Source organism: Gemmatimonas sp. (assembly GCF_021298855.1).
Taxonomy (GTDB): Bacteria; Gemmatimonadota; Gemmatimonadetes; order Gemmatimonadales; family Gemmatimonadaceae; genus Gemmatimonas.
The window spans coordinates 44,025-66,300 of record NZ_JAJTHI010000015.1 but is presented as its reverse complement, the minus strand read 5'-3'; the positions used below and the strand labels follow the sequence as shown (position 1 = coordinate 66,300).

Sequence of the window (22,276 nt, the reverse complement as noted above, 5' to 3'; positions counted from 1 at the left end):
CTTTTTGGATGGTGCGCGCTGGGGACGCTGGTAGACTCGTGTCTGATTTCGAGCGCCTCAGACTCGTGGCGGTAGGTTGGTCTGCTGTTGGGGATCTCACGACCTTTACCGCCGTCGAACAGTTCCGCACGGCCGTCGCACGTGCGTATCCGGATGCGAAACCAGGGAACGTCATCATCTCGGGGAGTACTCTGATGAAGTTTCGCGGTATCATTGCAACCGGTGATCGCGTGGTCACCTACGATCCGTCGTCGCGAGAGTATATGCTGGGGACTGTACAGGGGCCGTATGCCTTCAGGCCGGATCTCGTCCCTGATTATCCGCATATTCGTCCAATTAAGTGGGATGGACGAGTAGATCGCGACCGTTTGTCGGCTAGCAGCAAGAACACGCTAGGGAGCATTGTTACGCTCTTTCAGCCGAGCGACGAGGCACTCATTGAGCTTGAGTCACTGCTAAGAGGGACATCTGAGCCAACTGAACCGCACGTAGCTGAGGACGAGGAAAGCACTGAGCTCGTAGAAGTTCGACTCGACGCTGTCGCGAGAGCGAGAGAGTTTCTTAAGGACCGATTGCTCAGACTTTCCCCCGACGACATGGAGTTGCTCGTTGCCTCCTTGCTGCGGGCCATGGGCTATAGGGCGCGCGTGACACCGAAAAGCGCAGACGGGGGGCGCGATGTCTTCGCGTCGCCGGACGGTCTTGGCTTTCGAACACCTCGGATCGTCGCGGAGGTTAAGCATCGCCCGCGCGACCGGATGGGCCCAGAGCAGGTCCGCAGCTTTCTCGGGGGGCTGCGCAGTGGTGACTGCGGACTCTACGTGAGCACCGGAGGCTTCACGCGCGAGGCACGTTATGAGGCGGATCGCGCTACGATACCTCTCACAATGGTCGGGCTGGACGATTTCGCTGATCTCGTGGTCGAGCATTACGAGACGCTCGATGCAGAGGGCCGAACGTTAGTGCCACTCGTCAAGATCTACTGGCCTGTCGCCTGACGCGTCTGCCCCTCTTGCATGCCTGTGAGCCCTGATGACCACTTTTCCACCGACTACCACGCCGCGTGGTGGGCGCTGCAACTCATTGCCAGTGAAGCCACGGGCACCGCGTCAGACATTGCTCGCACGATTGCCAACGCCAAGGTCGATCTCAATCCGCATCAGGTCGACGCGGCCCTCTTCGCACTCCGCTCCCCGCTCACGCGCGGCGTAGTTTTCGCCGACGAGGTCGGCCTTGGAAAGACTATTGAGGCGGGCCTCGTTATCGCACAGCGCTGGGCGGAGCGCCGGCGCCGTATACTACTTGTTGTGCCGGCGACGTTGCGGAAGCAGTGGATGGAAGAGCTTCAGCAGAAGTTCGGTCTTCCAGTCGAAATCTTCGATCAGCGAACACAATCGCCCGACCGCTCCGACACGGTGTTGGTCGCGTCCTATCAGTTTGCCGCTGCTCGGGCGGCAACAGTCGCTGGTGTACCGTGGGATCTGGTCGTCTTCGACGAAGCGCACCGCCTGCGCAATGTGTACAAGCCCGGAAGCCGCATCGCCAGCGCGCTTCGGGATGCAACAGCACACGCGCCGAAGCTGCTGCTTACGGCGACGCCACTCCAGAACTCGCTTTTGGAGCTGTACGGCCTCACGTCGTTCGTAGACCCACACTGCTTCGGGGATGAAGCGTCCTTTCGCGCGCGCTTCGGCACCGGGGCTGCACTCAATGCCGCTACTGCCACGCGTCTTCGTGAAAGAATGAGTGGTGTGCTCACGCGCACCCTGCGCGCTCAGGTGCTTGAGTACGTGCGCTTCACGAACCGCATTCCACTCACACAGGACTTCACACCGTCGGCGGCCGAGCAGCAGCTCTACGATCTCGTCAGCGCGTATCTGCAGCGGGACAATCTAGTTGCCATTGCACCAAGCCAGCGAGCACTGCTCACCCTCGTGCTGCGACGCTTGCTCGCGTCGTCCTCCTTCGCCGTTTCCGGCACACTGCGCGCGCTTGCCTCAAGACTCGAGGCAGTCACTGAGGCGTCCCCTTCGAGTAGCGTTAACCCAATCCCTGCCGCAATCGGCGATGATTTTGGTTGCCTGGATGACCTGACCGAAGAGTTCACGCAACCAGTTCCCAACGAAGCCATTGAATCCGCGCCCGATCCGGCCTCTGAGCTGGCCGAGCTGCGACGCTACGCGGCACTCGCCGAGTCGATCGACAGCAACGCCAAGGGAGTGGCGCTGCTCTCGGCTCTCGACACCGCACTCAGCCGGGCAACTGCACTTGGCGCAACACGTAAGGCAGTGGTATTCACGGAGTCTCGGCGCACGCAGGAGTATCTCGTTCGATTGCTCGAGGCCAATGGCTACGCAGGTCAGGTCGTGTTCCTCAACGGGCAGAATAGCGATCCGATATCCCGTGCCCGCTACGAAGCGTGGCGTCGGGCGCATGCTGGCAGCAACACAATCTCAGGCTCCCGAGCAGCCGACACGCGCGCGGCCATCATCAATGCGTTCCGACACACGGCCACCATTCTGGTGGCAACCGAGGCGGCTGCCGAGGGCGTGAACCTGCAGTTCTGCTCTCTTGTGGTGAACTACGACTTGCCGTGGAACCCACAGCGCATCGAGCAGCGTATCGGCCGCTGTCATCGCTACGGGCAGCAGCACGACGTCGTGGTGCTCAATCTTGTCAACACCGCCAACGCGGCAGATCGACGCGTTTACGAATTGCTTTCTGCCAAGTTCCGTCTCTTTGAGGGTGTCTTTGGCGCCTCCGACGGTGTGCTCGGTGCACTGGAAAGCGGGGTTGATATCGAGCGGCGTATTGCCATGGTATATCAGTCCTGCCGCACAGCGGCCGAGATTCATACAGCCTTTGATGCACTGCAGGCGGAATTGGAGGCCGAAATTGCCGACCGCATGGAGCGAACGCGGCAAGCTGTACTGGAGCATTTCGACGACGACGTGCAATCGCGTCTGTATGTGCATCGTGAGCAGGCGCAGCAGGCACTCGCGTCCCACCAGCGCGCGCTTTGGTCGTTAGCTCGACACGAGTTGTCCGGAGATGCGGACTTCGCAAGTGATGTACCGCGCTTCCGCTATCACGGCCCGCTTGCACCGCATGGGTGGTATGCGTTGCAGTGGCCAGAGGCGGATCGACTTGGCGACACGTTCTTTCGTCCGGATCATCCGCTTGCCGCTGCGCTCATCGAGCGCGCACTCCGTCGCGAACTCGGACACGCACACCTTACGCTACAGCTCAGCCATCGTCAGCCGGCGGTTGCGGCGCTCGTGGAGTTCACCGGAGCGAGCGGATGGTTACTCTGTGGACAACTCACCGTACAATCGTTGCAGACCGAGGCACATCCCGTCTTGGCTGCGGTTTGCAATGATGGCCGCGTACTGGATGCCGAGCAAGCGCGTCGGCTGCTTGCACTCGAGGTGGTACAGCAGTTTTCTGTCTCACCCGAAGTCGTTGCGCCAACGCTAGCGGTCGCGCGCGACCAAGCGTGCCAACTTGTGCTCGCTGGAGTAGAACGGCGAAACGCCGGCTGGTACGACGAGGAAGTGACGAAGCTCGATACCTGGGCCGATGACTTACGGCTGTCTCTTGAGCGGGAACTCAAGGACCTCGACAGGCAGATCATGGAGGCTCGTGGACACGCGCGCGGTGCGGACACGCTCGCCGCCAAGCTTGAGGCGCAACGCACGCTCAAGACGCTCGAAACGCGGAGGAACAACGCGCGGCGTGAGCTTTTTGACGCGCAGGACCGTATTGCTGAGCGGCGGGATGAGCTGATCGCCGCCGTTGAACGGCAGTTGGGTGTCAAGACATCCTGGAGCGAGCGATTCGTGGTATCATGGCGTCTGGTATGACCGAAATACCTCGGGCAACACAGGGCCGAAGCACCCGACCGGTAAAGTGAGAGGCACTGCCGCACCATTATCTTGCATTTCACCATTGCGCCAGATAAACCCAGTTTATTTGCTATACATCGAATAGCTTCATATTATTGGCAGTTCCGAGCGGTTCGCCGATAATGCCAAACACCCTGTAATATGGCTCCCGCTATACTCCCTAACATATGGCGCGTCTTTAACTTACGCGCTTCGCCATTTTGGCAGGACCCGCTGGGCGACGGGGATCAGGCTCATCCACTGAGTCTCTTCGTGGGCCGAGAGGCGGAGCTGCAAACGCTGACCACTGGGCTGTACGGCGCAGGAGCCAGCTCTTCCCGGCGAGCGATCGCCGGCTCACTCGGCATTGGGAAGACCACGTTGGTCAAGCAGTTCAAGGCGGTGGCTCAGGCGAATGACTTCCTCACCACCGACAGCGTGGTGCCCATCTACGCAGATGACACCAGCGATTCCCTGTTCGGCCGCGTGCTGGGCAGCGTGTATGACATCCTGCTGGCGAATCGCCCGCACATCGTCGACCACCCCGCCATGCAAGCCGCGCAGGTGCTGGTGCGCGCCGCGCGTGAACGCATACGGGGCGGCGGGGGATCGATGTTTGGCGTAGGCGCTTCGGTGAGCCAGAGCATGGTGACCACCGCCCCGCGTGACATGCTGCTGGACGGTCCGCGTGTGCTTCGGGACCTCATGACTCTCGTGGGTGAAAGCGATGCACACGGCGTGCTCGTGCACCTCAATAATCTGGAGCATCTCAGCGAAAGCGACGCGGAACGTGCCGGCGTGATTCTTCGTGATCTGCGTGATCCCATGCTTATGCATAACGGGCTGCACGTCGTGTTGGTCGGCACCGTCGAGGCGATACGGGCCACGGTACTCACGCACGCCCAGGTGCGCACCACGTTCAGCGTATTGACCCTTGAGCCCCTCGACCTCGCCGAGGTGCAGGCACTCCTTCGCGAACGCTATGCCTGGATGCGTCTCGACAAGACCGCACCATTCGTGACGCCAGTGAACGACCAGGCCGTAGCCACCTTATATGAACTCTTTGAAGGCGATCTGCGCGGCGTACTCAAAGCGCTGGAAGACGGCGTGACGCCGAACATCGGGCTGGTGCCCACGCAAACCAGCTTGCCGAAGTCGGAGACACACGTCTTCGGCCCGCTGGCGTTCGACGATCTGCGACCCACCCTTCAGCGCGCATATCTCGCCGAGTTGAACACCCTTGTAGAGCCGTCGCGTGTAGCACAACTCACCGGATGGGGACAGCAGGATGCGTCGGCGATACACACTCAGAAGTCGCTTGGAATACTGTGGGGCATTTCACAGTCTGCCGTGTCGCAGGCGGTCACGGCGCTCACCCGCGCCGGCTATGTCAGAGTCATTCCGCGGGCACTGGGCTCGCCAACGCAGTATGTACTCACCGGTCGCAGTCGGCTGATCTTCACCTGATCTGCCGCGCAACATCCGCACTGCACTGTCGCACACCTTTCATACATTCGTCGCATGACGCGATCTCAGAAGCTCGAACTCACGTGGGTAGGCAAAGACGAACGTCCGCGCCTCGAACCCCGCATTCTCGTTGAAGATGCCACGCTGTCGTATCACGCATCGGCACGCGTTTCGGCGAATGACCAGTTCGACAATCTGCTAATCCATGGGGACAATCTACTCGCGCTCAAGGCGCTTCAGCAGCAACACGCGGGGACCATCAAGTGCGTGTACATCGACCCGCCGTTCAACACCGGCCAAGCATTCGAGCACTATGACGATGGCGTGGAGCACTCGCTGTACTTAAGCCTGATGAGGGACCGACTGGAGATTCTCCGATCTCTTCTCGCGAGCGACGGAACGATCTTCCTCCACTGCGATGATTACGAGCAAGCATATCTTAAGGTTTTGATGGATGAGATCTTTGGCCGCGATTGCTTCCGATTCACCTTTACATGGCAGTCTGCAGACTCTCCCAGCGATAACAAGGTTCCAGTAGCGAGCGATCACGACTTCATTCTCTGCTATACAAGAGAGCCAGGTATCCATTCCTTCAAGCCACTGTCCGCTCCTGGTGTCTTGGATGCTTATAGCAACCGAGATGAGCATGGTCGATTGTATCGGGATAGGCTACTTCGAAAGAATGGAAAGAACAGCCTACGAACCGATCGCCCATCCATGTGGTTCGAAATCCGCGCGCCAGACGGCACAAGCGTTTGGCCAATTCACGATGACGGGCGTGAAGCATGCTGGGCGTTGGGGAAAGCGGAGGTGTTCCGTCGACTGAACAGCAATGAGATCATCTGGAAAGAGAGAAAGAAAAAGGACAAGGTGAATTGGATTCCCTATACGAGGGAATACGCACCCGAGAATCCGACGCGTCCACATCCCACCATATGGAGAGAACTACAAACGACTCGCCAGGCGAAGCAACACCTGACCGCACTTCTGGGAGCATCGAACCAATTCGCAACACCCAAGCCTGAGCCCTTGGTCGCGAGAATCTTGGAGATCTGCACATCACCGGGCGACCTCGTCCTCGACTCTTTCCTCGGCTCCGGCACCACCGCCGCAGTCGCGCACAAAATGGGTCGCCGCTGGATCGGCATCGAGCTGGGCGAGCACGCGGTTACGCATTGCGTACCACGTCTGCGTAAGGTCGTCGACGGTGCCGATCCGGGCGGCATAACTGAGCAAACCAACTGGAAGGGCGGCGGCGGGTTCCGCTTCCTGCGTCTCGCGCCGTCACTGTTGGAGCGCGATCACTGGGGCAACTGGGTGGTGAGTCGCGAATACAACGCGGCCATGCTCGCTGAGGCCGTGTGCAAGCTGGAAGGGTTCCGCTACGAACCCAACCCGCAGGTGTTCTGGCAGCAGGGTAAGAGCACCGAGCAGGACTACTTGTACGTAACCACACAGACACTCGACGTGCGCCAGCTGGAATGGCTCAGCGAGTCCGTGGGCCCTGACCGTTCACTGAAGGTGCTGTGTCGCGCGTGGCTGGGAAGCGAGGAGTCGTGGCCCAATCTTACCCTCAAGAAGATCCCCAATGCCGTGCTCGGCCGCTGCGAGTTCGGATGCGATGATTATTCGTTGCGCATTGCCTCGTTGCCGGCGGCACCGGAGTCCGAGGGTGAGGAGACGGACAGCACTGCACCATCGGCTGCCACACCTAACACCACTCCTGCCCGCCGAAAAGGTCGTGCGCGCAAGAGCGATGCAGCGCCCGCGGACACACAGACAGACCTCCTGTCCGGGAGCGACGCATGAACGACCGCGCCGTTCGCGAAATTGCGCAACGCCTCTCGCTGCGCGCACCGCAGCGCGAAGCGCTCACCACGTTGGGAAAGCTGACCAACGCACTCGATCTTCCGGCCGCTGTCGCCGACCGTCGTGCGTTTACTGCGATCAAGACAGGTTATCGTGACGCACAGCGCGCCGCCTGTACGGCAGTGGCACCGTCGCTCACGTCATTCGACCGGGCGTTTCCCAGTGCCACCTTCGCGCTGGCTACGGGCGTTGGCAAAACGCGGCTGATGGGAGCGCAGATCGCCTATCTGCATCGCGTGCACGGTGTGCAGCATTTCTTCGTGGTAGCCCCCAACCTCACCATTTACGACAAGCTGCGGCGTGACTTTACGCCCAACACGCCAAAGTATGTGTTCGCGGGGTTGCCGGAGTATGCCGCCCAGCCACCGCAGCTTATCACCGGCGATGACTGGGACACGGGTCGCGGCGTACGTGGGGCCAGTGGCGATCTCTTTCAACAGGGTATCCACGTCAACCTATTCAACATCGCCAAGTTCGACTCCAACGACGGGGCCCGCATGCGTCGCATGCACGAGGCCATCGGTACCAGCTACTTCGAGTATCTGGCCGGTCTCCCGGATCTGGTTTTGCTCATGGACGAGTCGCACCGCTATCGCGCTGCCGCCGCGGCGACAGCGCTCAATGACCTCAATCCGCTTCTGGGCATCGAACTGACCGCCACACCGCAGGTGCAGCGTGGGTCGCGCGCCGAGCCCTTCAGCAACGTGGCCTACCGATACGGGCTCGCCAACGCCATTGCCGACGGTTTCGTCAAGAAGCCTGCGGTAGCGGGCCGTAGCAATAGTCCGGTGGACATCAGCGATGAAGCTGCGCTCGATCGCATCAAGCTGGAAGATGCGCTGGTACTGCACGAACAGGTGAAAGCCGAGCTCATTGCCTACGCCGACCGTGAAGACGTACGACGGGTGAAGCCGTTCGTTCTGGTGATCGCACGCGACACTACTCATGCCGAAGGCTTGCAGGCCATGATGTCTTCCCCCGACTTCCACAGTGGGCTGTACAACGGCCGGGTGATCACGGTGCACTCCAATCGCAGTGGCGCCGAGAAGGACGAAGTCATTCAGCGACTCCTTCGGGTGGAGGATCCCGATGAGCCTACCGAGATCGTCATCCACGTGGAGATGCTCAAGGAAGGATGGGACGTTACGAATCTGTACACCGTGGTCCCGCTGCGAGCGGCCAACTCGCGAACGCTGGTGGAACAGTCGATTGGGCGCGGACTGCGCCTGCCATACGGCAAGCTCACCGGTGTCGCGGCCGTCGACCGTCTCACCATCGTAGCGCATGACCGTTTCCAGGAGATCGTGGACGAGGCTGAGCGCGGCGATTCTCCATTCAAGATCGACCGGATCGATTTGAGCGCCGGCAATGCCGCGGCGCCACTGGTGGCGCTTAGCGTGGCGCCTACGATTGAGGCGATGCTCGAGGCGCTGGTGCGAACCGAGGCTCCGGAAACCAGCGATTCCTCAACGCCCCCCGCGACAGCGGTAGAATCGCAATCATGGACGACCGTCGCGGAACCAGCCCCTCGGCCAACGCCGTTGTTTGCCACCGCCGAAGAAGCACGCGTGGCTAAAGTGGTGTATGAAGCACTCGATGAGTTCCGTAATCTGCCCAGCAGCACGCGATTGGCGGATACCACCCAGCAGGCGGCTATTGCGGCAAAGGTGAAGGAAACTCTGAGCCAGGGACAGCTGGAGCTCGAAAGTACAGCGTCCAGCTCGGTGAACGTGGAACAGGTAGTCTCGCGGGTGATCTCCGCCGTCGTGGGTACCGTCATTGACATCCCTCGCATTCTCCTTCAGCCGAAGGGCGAGACCATCATCACGTACGACGACGTACCGCTCCCCAACGGCGGCATGCGGTTTGTGGTACCGGATCAGGAGATTGTCGTGCGTGAGCTGCAGTCGCGCGAACAGTTCCGCATTGCTGCAGGACTGCCGGCCACAGAGTCTCGACTCGAGAACTACATCGTGCGCGCGCTCATTGACGAGCCGGATATCGATTACGACGTGCATGGCGATCTGCTGTACAAGCGGGCCGAGGAAGCCGTCGAGCATATCCGTGCCTACGAGGCCCATGACGTGAAGCTTCAAGGTCTTGTCGCCTTCCATGCGAAGCGCATTGCCACGCAGATCGCGGAACATCTCCGTGCGCATCGTCACGAACAACCTGCCGGTTACGAACCGATCGTGGCGCACGGGTGGAGCAAACCCGAGGGACGCTCGCGCACGGTGGCCAGAGACGAGCCGATTGCCGGCTACCGTGAACCTGTAACCAACAAGGCGCGTATCCGGCAGATGCGTTTTGGTGGAATGGCACGCTGCCTCTTTCCGGAGGTGCAGTTTGAGTCGGACGGGGAGCGGCGCTTCGCCGTGCTCCTCGAAGATTCAGCCGATGCTGCTACGCGCTGGTTCCGTCCGGGAAAGGCCGACATTCGCATCTACTGGAAGGCCGATCGTCAGTACCAGCCGGACTTCATCGTCGAGACTTCAGCCCATCGCCTGATTGTCGAGATCAAGGACCCGGAAGAGATCGACGACAAGGACGTGCGAGCCAAGGCTCAGGCTGCCGTTGAATGGTGTCGCCATGCCAACGGTCATGCCGCTGTACACGGTGGGAAGCCTTGGCGGTATCTGCTCATTCCGGATGAGGCCGTGCTGTACACGGCGACGATCGAAGGGCTTATGGCTCGATTTGCAGTTGATTGAGTTCAGCCGCCGCACGTTGGTGCCTGTGCCCCGGGGAGTACCAGGGCCTTGACCTCGCTTTTTTGAGTTTTTTGCCTACTTCGCGCCAGTTGCAATGCCGGTGATCCCTGAGCGATCGCTGGCGTTGTATGGTGGTGGCACTGGTCTGGTGTGGAGGGAGAGCTTTGCAATGTTTTCACTTGTCAGCTACGGCAGTCAGAGGGTGCGCCTAAGGACTCACATTAGGAAGGCTACCCACCGGTTACGAAAGCTGCGCTCCTTTGTAGCTCAGCGCTCAAGGAAAGTTGCACGACAATGCCACCGCCGGAGAGACACGCGGCGTGCGGGCGGTGTTCACGGTATAGTACGCCACGAACTGACCGTTGCGGACGATCAGCGGCGGACGTGAGGCGAACGGGTTCCAGGCTGACAGCGAACTGAAGTTGCTCCCGTAGGTGCCGAATTCGTTGTTCGTGCTGGTGGAGCTGAACCGGCTGCCGTACGTACCGAACTCGTTCAGAACCGACTGCGAGTCGAAGCGGTTGGTGAACCGCCCCAGGTACTGCCCGTCATCACCGAACAGCAGCGCCCCGGCAATCAGGGTGCACACACTCACCGGGCCGGCAGGCGCCACCACCACCAGCACACTGGCCGAACGGCCTTCCACCGTGGCAGTGACGGTGGCGCTGCCGGTGGATACCCCCGTGATGATCGCGGTATCGCCAAAGACCTGGCCGTTCACGACCGTCGAGTTGCTGGTATTCCAGGCCACTGGTCGACCGGTCAGCACGTTGCCGGCCGCGTCACGGGCCGTGGCCACCAGCAGCCGCACGTCGCCCACCAGCAGGTTGATCCCGGAAAAGTTGAGGCTTACCGAGGCCACGGGCGCGTTCTGCACTGTGATTACGGCGCTCCCGGTGCGTCCGCCCGCGGTGGCGCTGATCGTGGCCACGCCGGTGCCGGTGGCGGTGATGGTACCGTTCTGCTGTGCAGTCACCACGGCGGGATTGGAGGTCGTCCAGGTCACCCGCTCCCCCGGCAGCGTGTTGCCACCCGCGTCGCGCACACTCGCAGTCAACGCGGCCGAGCCGCCGACGAGCAGACTGAGCGACCCGGGCGTGACCACCACCGACGCCGGTGCCGGAGGCTGCACGGTAAGCACGAGCGCTCCAGTACGGCCTTCGCTGGTGGCGCTGATGGTCACCGTACCCGGTGCGATGGCCGTGACCAGACCACCGTTGTTCACCGTCGCAACGCTTGCCGTGCCGGATACCCACTGCACCTCGCGCCCCTCCAGCAGCGTACCGTCGGCGGCGCGCAACGTGGCCTGAAGCTGGGTAGTGCCACCCACCACGATGGTGGTAATGGGCGAGGTCACGGTCACCGATGCCACCGGCGGAGGCGTCACGGTAAGCAGCAGACTGCCGCTCACCGAACCACTCCGTGCGGTAATGGTCACAGTGCCGCGTGCGACGCCCGTGACCACGCCGGCGGGGGACACGGTGGCCACGGCGGTATTGCTCGACTCCCAGTCGACGGACCGGCCCGTGAGCACCGCCCCATCGGCGGCGCGCAGGGTCGCGGACACGGCCAGCGTGCGTCGGGTCTCAAGCGTGGTGGCCGGCGCACTCAGCGTGATGCTCGCCACCGGAACCGGCAGCACCGTGATGGCAATGGAGCCTTCAACCGCTCCGCTACGTACCGTGATGGTGACCGCGCCGGGGGCGATACCGGTCACGACCCCGGTGTTGGAAACCGTGGCCACGGCCGTGCTGCTGGAGCTGTACTCCACAGGGCGACCGGTGAGCACACTGCCGTCGGCCGCACGAACGCTCACGGACAGTGCCAGGGTTTGCCCCACCACCACACTGGGGGTGGGTGCACTCACCACGATGGACGCCACCGGCACCGGTACCACGGTCAGCGACGTACTTCCGCTGCGCCCCTCACTGGTGGCCGTAATGCTCACCGTACCCGGCGCCACCCCCGTAATCACCCCGCCATCGGTGACCGTGGCCACGGCGCCGTTGCTCGAGCTCCACGCCACCACGCGGTCACTGAGCGCTGCCCCGGCCGCACTGCGCACCTCGGCCTGCGCGGTAAGCTGCGCCCCCACCTGTACCTGAGCCGCAGGCAGCGTGACTGCCACGCTCCCCACCGCCACCGGGGGCGGCGTGGTGATGCTGCTGCCGCCACCATCCCCACCGCCTCCGCAGGCGGCCACACTCATTGCCACCACCGCACATACGGCCATACGCATGTGCTGCACATACCCGGCACCAGTGCGCCGGCCCGACAGTTCTGCCAAGGGGGACATAGCTCCATACCTCCGCGATGGTCATTGCGCAGACACGAGCACACCACTCGGCTGCTGCACACAACCTCGCGGAGGGGTCTGACAATGCCCCGCGTTGCCTTGCCCCCTACTTCGCCATCTCCTCCAGCACCCGCTTGGCGAAGTCGCGGTCGTACTCCACCAGGTTCTTCTTGGCCACCACCTCCACCGCGGTCACGTTGTCGCTCTTGCGCTTCATCTCCACCGTCACCTCGAGGTCACCCTTGGTGCCGGTGAGCGTGCGCAGCGTGCCGCTGTTCTCCGTGCCGCGCCCGGTTTCGCTGATGCCGTTGCGCCCGAAGCTCGCCACGGCCTTGTCGAAGGTGGCGTTCACGCCGCCGGGCAGCTGCGCCGTGGCCCCGCGATTGTTGTAGGCCACGGCCGCGCCCGCTCCAGCGCCGGCGGCCACCAGAAAACAACCGCTGCTGGTGAGCACGGTCGCGGCGAGCGTGAGGGCGAGAAGTGCACGGGATGTGGACATGGCGGTCGGGGTCGGGGTCGGGGTCGGGGTCGTAGTCTGGGTCATGGTCGGGGTCGGTAGCGCGTGCTCGCTGAGCGCACAGAGGGGGCTGAGGACACGGAGCACAGCGGTCGGGGCTACGGCATCCTCTTGCATCAATCGTGCGGGCACGACAGAGGGGCACGACACACACGGGCACGACCGTAGGCTCGACCAGGGGCGGGGCGGCGCCAGCGGGGCGGCGTTCACCACAACCACCACGGGCAGTAGCTGGCGGTACGTCTCCGTGTCCTCGCCCTTCTCCGTGAGCTCTGTGTGCACGCGTCTTCAACTCCGGCCACCGCCCAAACACCAACCGCGCTGCGCGCGTGGGCCGCGTGCACGCTGTGGTGTGCGTGGCCGGCGGCTTCGGCAGTGTGGCCGCCACCCCGGGAGGCAGCCCCAAGGGGATGGCGGCCTACGCCACCGCCTACGGGCGCTCCGCCCGACGCACTGCCGCCTTACCGACCTACCTGACCTACCTGACCTACAACAGCTTTCTGTGAACAACGTCTCTGTCACTTACACCGAGAACGGCGAGTCGCAGCTTTGTTCGGTTTGGGGAGGCGAAGCATGGCAATCAGGGGATTTCGTTCGGAATCAGAGTCGAGCACGAACGAGTGACGCACGCGACTGTCACCCCCGGGCCCTATCGTAGCGCATGTCTTCTACCCACCTTATCGCCAGCCGCGTCGACATCACGACTCTCGCCGTCGACGCCATCGTAAACGCCGCCAACAGCAGCCTCGCGCCGGGCGGCGGCGTGTGCGGTGCCATTCATCGCGCGGCTGGTCCCGAGTTGGCCAAGGCCTGCGCTGCCGTCGCGCCGTGTCCCACCGGCGAGGCGCACATCACGCCGGGGTTCCGCCTGAAGGCGCGCCACGTCATCCACGCGGTGGGGCCGCGCTGGGCGGGCGGCAATCACCATGAAGCCGAGCTGCTCGCCAATGCATACCACAGCGTGATGGAGCTGGGCGAAACGCACCGGCTCGGCCAGATCGCCTTCCCCGCCATCAGCACGGGCATCTACGGCTATCCGCTCGACGAGGCCACACTCATTGCCGTGAGCACCGTGCGCGCCTTCGTGGCCGGCCGGCAGAGCCTCGTGGAGCGCGTCATCTTCGCCTGCTTCGATGATACCACGCTCGATGCGTATCGACGGGCGGGGGTGGCGGCGGAGTAGCTGGGGGACTGTCCTGGATCCACGGTTTCGCTTATTTCGACTATTGCATTTATTTCGAATCTGGTCGATATTTCGAGTATGACCGCCACAAACGCCCAGATTCCGACCCCAGAAGCCGCCGAGGAGGCCAAGCGTGCGCTTCGATCGCTTTCGCCTGCCGGAGGAATCGCCGGTGCGCGCACCGTTCGTGTGCACGCTGGGGATGAGCACGCCATCGTGCCAAAGGAGGCGTTCGACCTACTGCTCGAAATTCTTGGGCAGATGGCCAACGGCAATGCCGTCACCATCGTCCCCATTCAGGCGGAGCTCACCACGCAACAAGCCGCGGATTTTCTGAACGTGTCACGGCCGTTCCTGGTAGACCTGCTGGAGCGCGGCCAAATCCCGTTCCGGAAAGTCGGCACGCATCGGCGCGTGCGATTCGAAGATCTGCTTGCGTATCGTAAGGCAGACGCGCAACGGCAGTCTGCTGCACTCGACGAACTCGCCGCGATCGCGCAAGAACACGGAATGGGATACTGACGGGATATGGCATTCACCGTCGTGTACGACGCGTGCGTGCTGTATCCCGCACCGCTGCGCGATCTGTTGATCGGAATCGCCGGCACCGGCATCGTGCGTGCACGATGGTCCGATCAGATCCTCGACGAGTGCTTCCGTAACGCAGGTGGAACGACTGAAGAATCCGCCGCAGTCACTTGCCGACGTGCTGGACACGCTGCGCAACGCGGGGCTTGGCCAGTCAGTAGCGCACATCAGCCAGCTGTTTGGCCCCCGACTGGACTGACTTGTCGCCGGTCGGCTACTACTTCGCCATCGCGTCCAGCACCTGCTTCGCGAACGTGCGGTCGTACGCCACCACGTTCTTCTTGGCGATCACGTCCACCGGCGTCACGCTCGCGCTCACGCGCTCGATGCGCACGGTGACCTCGAGCTCCCCCTTTCTGCCCCTCTTCTCGGTGCCGCAGCCGGTCTCGTTGACGGGGACACGCGTGAGCACGGAGCTCACAGAGGAGGGTGAGGGCATAGAGAACAGCCACGGACAACTCGGATGGTCACGGAAACTGCACGGATCCTACGAGACGACAGGAACGACTGTAGTATCCGTGTGCAATCCGTGACCCATCCGCGTCTTCCGTGGCTCTCTCAATGCTCATGCGCCAATCTCTTCTCGCAGCCCTCACGGTAGCCCTCTCCGCCTCCGCGGCCCACGCACAAACCAACACCCGCTGGCTCGTCCTCAACCACGGCACCGATGCCGGGGAGCTCGTGGTCACCACCCGCGGGGACTCGGCCACCGCCCGCTGGGTGTACACCGACCGCCAGCGCGGCACCCGCACCGAAGCGCGCTACGCCATGGGCACCAACGGGCTCCCGGTGAGTGCCGAGGCACGCCCCGTCCTCACCGATGGCAGCACGGGGCCGGTGAACGAGTCCATCACCCTCGCCGGTGACTCGCTGCGCTTCACATCGCTCGGCATGACGCGCACCATCGCGCGCACGGCCGCCGACTTCGTGCGCCTGCGCGGTGGCACGCCGTGGGAACAGGCAGCGCTGGCACGCGCCCTCATCGCCCGCCCCACCCGCTCGGCCAGGGTGAACGGCAATAGCACCATACGCGCGAACGTCGTGGCCGACACGCTGCTGCGCGCCAACGGCGCCACCCAACGCGTGCGCTTGGTGATGGTCACCACCGACAGCAGCGCCCTCCCCACGGGCACGTGGCTCGACGAACGCGGCCAACTGTTCGCCACCGAAGTGCAGTGGTTCATGACGGTGCAGCCGCGCGCGGTGCCGTTCATGCCCGCCATGCGCACCATCGAACTGCGGTGGCGCATGGCCGAGGCGAAGAAACTGGCCGACAAGGTCACCACGCCGCACAAGGGCACGGTGGTGTTCCGTAACGGCAGTCTGTTCGATGCCGACAAGGGGGTGCTGGTGCCCAACACCACCGTGGTTACGCGCAACGATCGCATTATCAGCGTGGGGCCCGCGGCGAGCGTGGCCACGCCCGATGGCGCCACGGTGATCGACGCCACCGGCAAGACCATCATGCCGGGCATGTGGGAGATGCACGCGCATCTCTTCGCCGCCCCGTTCGGCGTGGCGCAGCTGAGCCAAGGGCTCACCACCGCGCGCGACCTGGCCAGCGACCCCGATCTCGCGGTCATGCTGCGTGACAGTGAAAAGAAGGGCGCACTCGCCGCGCCGCGCTACATTCTCGCCGGTTTCATGGAGGGGCCGCTCAAGTGGCGTGGCCCGTCGGGGTCACTCGTGAGCACTGAAGCGCAGGCGCGCGAATGGGTGGCCCGCTACGACTCGCTGGGCTACAAACAGATCAAGGTGTACAACGTGGTGCACCCCGACTTGCTCCCCACCATCGCCAGCGAAGCGAAGAACCGCGGCATGCGACTCAGCGGGCACATCCCACGCGGCATGAGTATGGAAGCCGCCATCGCCCTCGGCTACGACGAGATCCAGCACGGCGCGTTCTTCTTCTCCAACTTCTTCCAGGATTCACTGTACGTGCCGCAGATGCGCGCCTACAGCAGCGTGGCGTTCGCGGTGTCGCCCACCTTCGACGTGAACGGCGCGCCCATGACGAAGCTGCTGGAAACGCTCAGGGCGAAGAACACCGTGGTAGACGGTACCTTCAGCATCTGGATCGGCAACATGGGCATCACCGACAACGCCGCGCGACTCAAGAGTGATTCCGCGTACGTGACGCTCATTCGGCGCATGCACGACCTGGGCATTCAGATGGTGCCCGGCACCGACGAAGCCCGCAGCGCCACCTATCCGCGTGAACTGCAGATGTTCGAGGCGGCGGGCATTCCACGCGCGAAGATTCTGCAGATGGCCACCATCGAATCGGCGCGGGTAATGAACGACGCGCGCGAGTACGGTAGTGTGGCCGAGGGGAAGGTGGCCGACGTGCTGCTGGTGAACGGCAATCCGCTGGAGCGACTGAGCGACCTGTCGAAGCTGGAAACGGTGATGCGCGGTGGCCGTTTGTACGACGCCGCGAAGCTCAAGCGCATCGTGATGCAGCTGGGGAGCATCGGCGCGGCAAGCGCGCACGGCGAGGAGGATCCGCGGTTCTATCACCCGCACTGAGGCGTTCCGGAGCGGGGGCGGAACGCGCCCACACGGAGATCGCCGAGGAGGGTGAGGGCATGGAGAACAGCGTAGTTTCCATTGTGGCATGTGCAGTTCTCGGTGCCCTCACCCCCCTCGGTGAGCGCCGTGTTCACGCGTTTCCCTCACCTCTCGCGCCTCACGCCTCATGTCCACCGACCTCAGCTTCTGCGATCAGCTCATCGTCATCACCGGTGTCGGCCGTGAGGGGCAGGTCGGCGAAGCCGTCGCGCGCGGCTTCGCGCAGCGCGGCGCCTCGCTGGCACTCATCGACCTCAACGAGCAGGACCCGCAGCGCGCCGCCACGCTCACGTCACTCGGCGCGGCGCACGTGAGCGCGCACACGGCCAACCTGGCCGATGCGGGTGATGCACAGCGCGTGGCGGCCGAGGTGTCGTGGGCGCACAGAGACACGCACGTGGGCCGCGTGCACGCCGTGGTGTGCGTGGCCGGCGGCTTCGGCATTACGGGCGCACTCGACGAAAGCGACCCCGAAGCGTGGGCAAAGCAGTTCACCATCAACCTCGAGACCGCCTTCGCCACCACACGGGCATTCCTGCCCAGTGTGCGCGCGGCCAAGGGGAGCTTCGTGTACTTCGGCAGTGTGGCCGCCACGCCGGGGGGCTCCAGCCGTGGCATGGCCGCCTACGCCGCCGCCAAGAGCGGGGTGCTGAGCCTCATGCGCACCGTGGCGCTGGACGAAAAGGCCCATGGGGTGCGTGCCAATGCCGTGGCCCCTACGGCCATTCGCACCACCACCAACGTGGCCGACATGGGGGACAAGGCCGACTACGTGGAGCGGGAGAGCGTGGCCGACGTGGTGGCGTTTTTGGCCAGCCCGCTGGCGCGTAACGTGAGCGGGCAGACCATCACCCTGGCCTGAGGCCCGGCGGCGGGGGAACAGCTCGTCGGAGGCCACGGGGGAACGGGGGCACGGAGGACTGCTAATTAAGCTTTTCGACTATTTCTTTAATAACAGATTGCGCTAGTTAAAGTTTGTGCATAGCGTTCAGCGCTGATTAAACAAAGCGTCTTTCTTTAATTAACGGAGCATCCGATGCTTCGGGGCCCAACGGGCACGTGGCGAACAGAGACATCATCGGGCGAGGCGGTGCGAGCCTTCATTCCCGCCCCGCTGCCGCCGGTGCCGCCGCTGCAATTGGATGCCATTGCGCAAAGCATCGTAGATGATTCTTTGCTGGCGCTTGGACGTCTTGATAGTGTCGCGCTCTTGCTGCCGGACACGAGACTCTTTCTCTACACCTACGTGCGCAAGGAAGCCGTACTGTCTTCGCAGATCGAGGGGACGCAGTCATCGCTGTCCGACCTGCTGACCTTCGAGGCAGACGAGTCTCCGGGCGTTCCCCTCGACGATGTGACCGAGGTGTCGAACTACGTCGCTGCTCTGGAATGGGGCATGGCCGAAATACGCCGCGGATTTCCCATCTCCGGTCGCCTGCTCCGCGGGATCCATGGCCGCCTGCTGAGCAGCGGCCGGGGGGCCGACAAGCTCCCGGGCGATTTCCGGCGCTCACAGAATTGGATTGGAGGGACCCGGCCGGGAAACGCGGCCTTCGTCCCGCCGCCGCCTTCCGAGGTCGCGCCGTGCATCAGTGCCCTCGAACGGTTCATCCACAACGATCCGGTACGCACTTCGCCGGTGCTGAAGGCGGCGCTCGCGCATGTGCAGTTCGAAACGATTCACCCGTTCCTCGACGGCAACGGTCGCGTGGGGCGTCTGCTCATCACCCTCCTGCTCTGCGCCGAGGGCGTGCTGAAGGACCCGATGCTGTACCTGTCCCTGTACTTCAAGGAGCATCGGGCCGAGTACTACGCGCATCTCACCGCGGTCCGCGAAACGGGAGACTGGGAGGCCTGGATCGCCTTTTTTGCGGACGGCGTGCGCGAAACGGCCAGCGCGGCCGTCGACACGGCGCAGCGACTGGTCGCACTCTTTGCGCGGGATCGCGAACGGATCGCCTCGGCGGGGCGTACCGCGAACTCGCTGCTCCGCGTGTTCGATGCGTTGCGAGAACGACCCATCTGTACCGCGGCGATGCTCTCGGAGCGAAGCGGCGCGAGTCTCCCCACGACGAATCGTATGCTGGAGCAGCTGCGCAGCCTTGGCATCGTCACCGAACTCACGGGCAGGAAGCGCGACCGTCTGTTCAGCTACGCCGAGTACGTGCGCATTCTGAGCGAGGGGACGTCGCCATTGTAGTTTGTGCCGAACCACGCCCTCATCACTCCTCATGCACACCTTCCCCACCCTCCCCGCCATTCGCGCCGCCCGTTACCGCCTGGGCGACCGGGTGGAGACCACCTCGGTGCGGCGTCTCCGCGACCACGCGCTGGACCCGCGGCTGCCGACGGGCTCGGCGCTCTGGCTCAAGGAAGAGCTCTTCCAGCGCACCGGCAGCTTCAAGCCGCGCGGCGCACTCACCGTGATGATGAGCCTCACCCCCGAGCAGCTCGCGCGCGGGGTCACGGGCGTGTCCGCGGGCAACCACGCCATCTCCCTGGCGTACAGCGCACGCGAACTGGGCAGCACGGCCAAGGTGGTCATGCCCCGCACCGCCAACCCGTATCGCATTGCCATGTGCACCGAACTGGGCGCCGAGGTGGTGCTGGTGGAGACTGTGCACGAGGCGTTCGAAACGGCGCGCGCCATCGAACGCGACGAGGGGCGCACCTTCGTGCATCCCTACGAGGGGCCGCTCACCGCCCTAGGCACGGCCACGGTGGGGCTCGAGTTCATCGAGCAGACCCGCGCCAACGGCGTGGAGCTCGACGCCGTGGTGGTGGCCGCCGGCGGCGGCGGGCTCACCGGCGGCGTGGCCTGTGCGGTGAAACTCCTCGCGCCCGCGGCGCAGCTGTTCGTGGTGGAACCCGAAGGCGCCGACACGATGCACCGCAGCTTCGCCGCCGGCACGCCGCAGGGCATCGACAAGGTGCGCACCATTGCCGACTCCCTCGGCGCCCCGCGCTGCGAGCCCTATTCGTTCGCGCTCAACCAGGCCTACGTGGACGACGTGGTGCTGGTGAGCGACGACGCGATTCGCGACGCGATGCGGCTGCTCTATCGCAGCGCCAAGCTGGTCACCGAACCCGCCGGTGCGGCGTCGCTGGCAGCGGTGGTGGGGCCACTGCGTGACCGGCTCGCCGGCCAGCAGGTGGGCGTGGTGGTGTGCGGCGGCAATGTGGACGCGGCCACCTTCTGTTCGCTGCTGGCGGAGTAGCGGAACAGCGCGTCGGAGGCATGGAGTCGCGGAGACACGGAGCACTTCCAATGGTTGAGGTTCCGCCCCCGCACGCTGCCCTCGCCTTGCTCACGTATCCTCGATAGCCGTTCTCCGTGCCTCCGCAGCTCCGTGTCTCCGACGAGCCGTTCCCCGCGCCTCCCTTTCCCCCGCGTCTCCCCCATGCGTAACGACCCCTGCCCCTGCGGCTCCGGCAAGAAGTTCAAGAAGTGTCACGGCGCCGCGGTGCCCCCCGAGGTGGCGGCGCTTCCCACCGCGTCGCGCGCGGAGTGGCAGCGCGCCGAAGTGCTGCTGCAGCGGCAGAAGCGCATTGGGCAGGAGGTGCTCGACTGGGCCACGAAAAAGCTCGGCGTCGAGTGGACCGACGGCGCGCTCGATGCGTGGGGGCTGTCTCGCGATGAAGACATCAGCGACCTCGAGGCCGACCTCTACACGGGGTGGGTGCTGTTTGCGTACACGCCCGCCACGCTGGGCGTTACCCTGGCCGCCGGGTGGCTGAACGACGCCGGGAAGCGCGCCGGTGCCGACGATCAGGCGTTCGTGCGTGCGGGACTGGGGGCGCGACTGGGCATCTGGGAAGCCGAAACGGTGGAGGAGGGGGTGGGCGCCACCCTCACCGACCGGCTCACCGGCCGCACGCTGTTCGTGCACGAACCGGATCTCACGCACACGATCTCCCCCAGCGAGTTCGTGTGTGCCTACGTGCTGGAAGCCGAAGGGGTGCACATCTTCGCGGGGCTGCACGAGGACACGCTGCTCCACCACGACGGCCAGCAGTTCGTGGCGGAACTGGCGGCGGAGTGGTCGCTGACGCTGCCGGTGCCCGACGCGCAACTCTCCGATGCCGCGTTTCAAGCGAAGCTGGCGCGGCGGTGGCATACTGTGGCGGATACGCTCTACGCCGATGAGGCCGAGGGCGGCGACGACGAACCCGATCAGGAGCCCTCATGAACCGACGCGACTTCGTAGCTGCAGGGACCACGCTCGCCGCCGCCGCGGTGACTGATTTCGCCAACCCGCTGCACGCCATGCCCGCTCCCCCCACCGCGCTTTCCGACATGACCGATTCGTCCACCCGCGCCACCCGCAAGATCCTCATCGCCGGCGGCGGGTTCCGCACCAAGTTCATCGGCCTCATGGCGCAGCTCAGCGGCAAGGCGCGGCCGCGCATCCTGTACCTGCCCACCGCCAGCGCCGACAGCGAGCAGGGGATCATCAGCTTCTACCAGAGCTGCGCGCCGCTCAACGTGGAGCCGTTCGTGCAGCGCAGCTTCATTGCCAGCACGTCGCAGCTGCAGGATTGGGATGAAGTGTTGCTCAGCGCCGACGGCATCGTGGTGAGCGGCGGCAACACGCTCAATCAGCAGGCCATCTGGAAGGCGCAGGGGATCGACGTGATTTTGCGGCAGGCGTGGGACCGCGGCATCGTGCTGGGCGGCGCCAGCGCGGGCTCGCTCTGCTGGTTCGAGGAGGGCACCACCGACTCGCGCCCCAAGGTGCTCTCCATCGTGAAGTGCCTGGGCTTCCTCCCCGGCAGCCACTCGCCGCACTACGACGCCGAACCGGGGCGCCGCCCGCTCTACCAGAAGCTCATCGGCAACGGCGAAATGAAGCCGGGCTACGCCTGCGACAACGACGCCGGGCTGTACTTCGAGGAGACCACCCTCAAGCGCGTAGTGTCGGCGCGCGTGGGCGCCAAGTGCTACTACGTGGACCGGGTCAACGGACGCGCGACGGAGAAGGTGCTGGAGCCGGAGCAGATTTGAGGCGGTGAGACGGAGAGTTGAGATGGAGACACGAGAGCCGAGCCTGGATCGCGGTGAGAGTTGAGGGTCCTAGCGGTGAGATTGAGGGCGCGCTCGACTCTCACCGCTGGAGTGCTCAACTTCACTGCTCTCCGGACTCAACTCTCACCGTCTCCGCCTCACCGCTCCCGTCTGCCCCTCAAGTC

General features: G+C 64.0%; 17 protein-coding genes and 1 pseudogene. 15 read left to right on the top strand and 3 right to left on the bottom strand.

Features of this window, described 5'->3' with window-relative positions:
• Nucleotides 1-38: 38 nt before the first annotated feature.
• The 5 genes from LW840_RS06470 (at nt 39) to LW840_RS06450 (ending at nt 9,931) form a co-directional block, all read left to right on the top strand.
• A complete protein-coding gene (locus LW840_RS06470; protein ID WP_291276653.1) occupies nt 39-998 on the top strand; it encodes a restriction endonuclease in 960 nt (319 codons plus the stop codon).
• A 24-nt stretch (nt 999-1,022) separates the two neighbouring features.
• Nucleotides 1,023-3,863, top strand: a complete 2,841-nt coding sequence (locus LW840_RS06465) for an SNF2-related protein (RefSeq protein ID WP_291276652.1) — start codon at nt 1,023-1,025, stop codon at nt 3,861-3,863.
• A gap of 402 nt (nt 3,864-4,265) precedes the next feature.
• Complete coding sequence (locus LW840_RS06460; protein WP_291276651.1) at nt 4,266-5,351, top strand: hypothetical protein; 1,086 nt, start codon at nt 4,266-4,268, stop codon at nt 5,349-5,351.
• Between the two features lie 54 nt (nt 5,352-5,405).
• Entirely contained in the window at nt 5,406-7,160 is a 1,755-nt protein-coding gene (locus LW840_RS06455) for a site-specific DNA-methyltransferase (RefSeq protein ID WP_291276650.1), read from the top strand.
• Nucleotides 7,157-9,931, top strand: a complete 2,775-nt coding sequence (locus tag LW840_RS06450; protein WP_291276649.1) for a DEAD/DEAH box helicase family protein — start codon at nt 7,157-7,159, stop codon at nt 9,929-9,931. The genes LW840_RS06455 and LW840_RS06450 overlap by 4 nt, the downstream gene beginning before the upstream one ends.
• Before the next feature lie 274 nt (nt 9,932-10,205).
• Here the strand turns inward: LW840_RS06450 and LW840_RS06445 are convergent, their stop codons facing one another.
• Complete coding sequence (locus LW840_RS06445; protein WP_291276648.1) at nt 10,206-12,170, bottom strand: Ig-like domain-containing protein; 1,965 nt, start codon at nt 12,168-12,170, stop codon at nt 10,206-10,208.
• Between the two features lie 163 nt (nt 12,171-12,333).
• The gene (locus tag LW840_RS06440) at nt 12,334-12,726 is read right to left on the bottom strand and encodes a DUF3568 family protein (RefSeq protein WP_291276647.1); all 393 of its coding nucleotides are present in this window, start codon (nt 12,724-12,726) and stop codon (nt 12,334-12,336) included.
• 356 nt (nt 12,727-13,082) lie between these two features.
• On the opposite strand from LW840_RS06440, the gene LW840_RS06435 reads away from it, so the two are divergent.
• The 4 genes and pseudogenes from LW840_RS06435 to LW840_RS17590 all read left to right on the top strand — a co-directional run.
• Nucleotides 13,083-13,250, top strand: a complete 168-nt coding sequence (locus tag LW840_RS06435; RefSeq protein ID WP_291260412.1) for a hypothetical protein — start codon at nt 13,083-13,085, stop codon at nt 13,248-13,250.
• A 155-nt stretch (nt 13,251-13,405) separates the two neighbouring features.
• A complete protein-coding gene (locus tag LW840_RS06430) occupies nt 13,406-13,927 on the top strand; it encodes a macro domain-containing protein (protein WP_291276646.1) in 522 nt (173 codons plus the stop codon).
• Nucleotides 13,928-14,005: 78 nt separating this feature from the next.
• Nucleotides 14,006-14,449 (top strand): helix-turn-helix domain-containing protein, encoded by a 444-nt coding sequence (locus tag LW840_RS06425; RefSeq protein ID WP_291276645.1) that lies wholly within the window; start codon nt 14,006-14,008, stop codon nt 14,447-14,449.
• A 6-nt stretch (nt 14,450-14,455) separates the two neighbouring features.
• A pseudogene (locus LW840_RS17590) lies at nt 14,456-14,590 on the top strand (PIN domain-containing protein); the annotation flags it as partial.
• Between the two features lie 142 nt (nt 14,591-14,732).
• Here LW840_RS17590 and LW840_RS06420 read toward each other — a convergent pair.
• Nucleotides 14,733-14,936 carry a hypothetical protein gene (locus tag LW840_RS06420; protein ID WP_291268234.1) on the bottom strand — a complete coding sequence of 68 codons (204 nt, stop codon included), beginning with the start codon at nt 14,934-14,936 and terminating at the stop codon, nt 14,733-14,735.
• A 146-nt stretch (nt 14,937-15,082) separates the two neighbouring features.
• Between LW840_RS06420 and LW840_RS06415 the strand changes: the two genes are divergently transcribed.
• The 6 genes from LW840_RS06415 (at nt 15,083) to LW840_RS06390 (ending at nt 22,091) form a co-directional block, all read left to right on the top strand.
• Nucleotides 15,083-17,044: an amidohydrolase family protein gene (locus tag LW840_RS06415; RefSeq protein WP_291260407.1), complete on the top strand. Its 1,962-nt coding sequence runs from the start codon at nt 15,083-15,085 to the stop codon at nt 17,042-17,044.
• Nucleotides 17,045-17,213: 169 nt separating this feature from the next.
• Nucleotides 17,214-17,948, top strand: a complete 735-nt coding sequence (locus tag LW840_RS06410; protein WP_291276644.1) for an SDR family oxidoreductase — start codon at nt 17,214-17,216, stop codon at nt 17,946-17,948.
• A 174-nt stretch (nt 17,949-18,122) separates the two neighbouring features.
• Nucleotides 18,123-19,286 carry a Fic family protein gene (locus LW840_RS06405; protein WP_345780902.1) on the top strand — a complete coding sequence of 388 codons (1,164 nt, stop codon included), beginning with the start codon at nt 18,123-18,125 and terminating at the stop codon, nt 19,284-19,286.
• A gap of 31 nt (nt 19,287-19,317) precedes the next feature.
• Nucleotides 19,318-20,304 carry a pyridoxal-phosphate dependent enzyme gene (locus tag LW840_RS06400; protein ID WP_291268231.1) on the top strand — a complete coding sequence of 329 codons (987 nt, stop codon included), beginning with the start codon at nt 19,318-19,320 and terminating at the stop codon, nt 20,302-20,304.
• 183 nt (nt 20,305-20,487) lie between these two features.
• Nucleotides 20,488-21,276 (top strand): methionyl aminopeptidase, encoded by a 789-nt coding sequence (locus LW840_RS06395; protein ID WP_291268230.1) that lies wholly within the window; start codon nt 20,488-20,490, stop codon nt 21,274-21,276.
• On the top strand, nt 21,273-22,091 hold the full coding sequence (locus tag LW840_RS06390) for a peptidase E (RefSeq protein WP_291276642.1): 819 nt from the start codon (nt 21,273-21,275) through the stop codon (nt 22,089-22,091). Before LW840_RS06395 ends, LW840_RS06390 begins: the two co-directional genes overlap by 4 nt.
• Nucleotides 22,092-22,276: the final 185 nt, after the last annotated feature.

Coding starts and splice junctions, on each gene's coding strand:
- LW840_RS06430 (WP_291276646.1), top strand. CDS start 13,406: ATGTCTTCTACCCACCTTATCGCCAGCCGCGTCGACATCACGACTCTC.
- LW840_RS06425 (WP_291276645.1), top strand. CDS start 14,006: ATGACCGCCACAAACGCCCAGATTCCGACCCCAGAAGCCGCCGAGGAG.
- LW840_RS06445 (WP_291276648.1), bottom strand. CDS start 12,170: ATGCGTATGGCCGTATGTGCGGTGGTGGCAATGAGTGTGGCCGCCTGC.
- LW840_RS06405 (WP_345780902.1), top strand. CDS start 18,123: ATGCTTCGGGGCCCAACGGGCACGTGGCGAACAGAGACATCATCGGGC.
- LW840_RS06415 (WP_291260407.1), top strand. CDS start 15,083: ATGCGCCAATCTCTTCTCGCAGCCCTCACGGTAGCCCTCTCCGCCTCC.
- LW840_RS06390 (WP_291276642.1), top strand. CDS start 21,273: ATGAACCGACGCGACTTCGTAGCTGCAGGGACCACGCTCGCCGCCGCC.
- LW840_RS06440 (WP_291276647.1), bottom strand. CDS start 12,726: ATGTCCACATCCCGTGCACTTCTCGCCCTCACGCTCGCCGCGACCGTG.
- LW840_RS06395 (WP_291268230.1), top strand. CDS start 20,488: ATGCGTAACGACCCCTGCCCCTGCGGCTCCGGCAAGAAGTTCAAGAAG.
- LW840_RS06400 (WP_291268231.1), top strand. CDS start 19,318: ATGCACACCTTCCCCACCCTCCCCGCCATTCGCGCCGCCCGTTACCGC.
- LW840_RS06410 (WP_291276644.1), top strand. CDS start 17,214: ATGTCCACCGACCTCAGCTTCTGCGATCAGCTCATCGTCATCACCGGT.
- LW840_RS06450 (WP_291276649.1), top strand. CDS start 7,157: ATGAACGACCGCGCCGTTCGCGAAATTGCGCAACGCCTCTCGCTGCGC.
- LW840_RS06455 (WP_291276650.1), top strand. CDS start 5,406: ATGACGCGATCTCAGAAGCTCGAACTCACGTGGGTAGGCAAAGACGAA.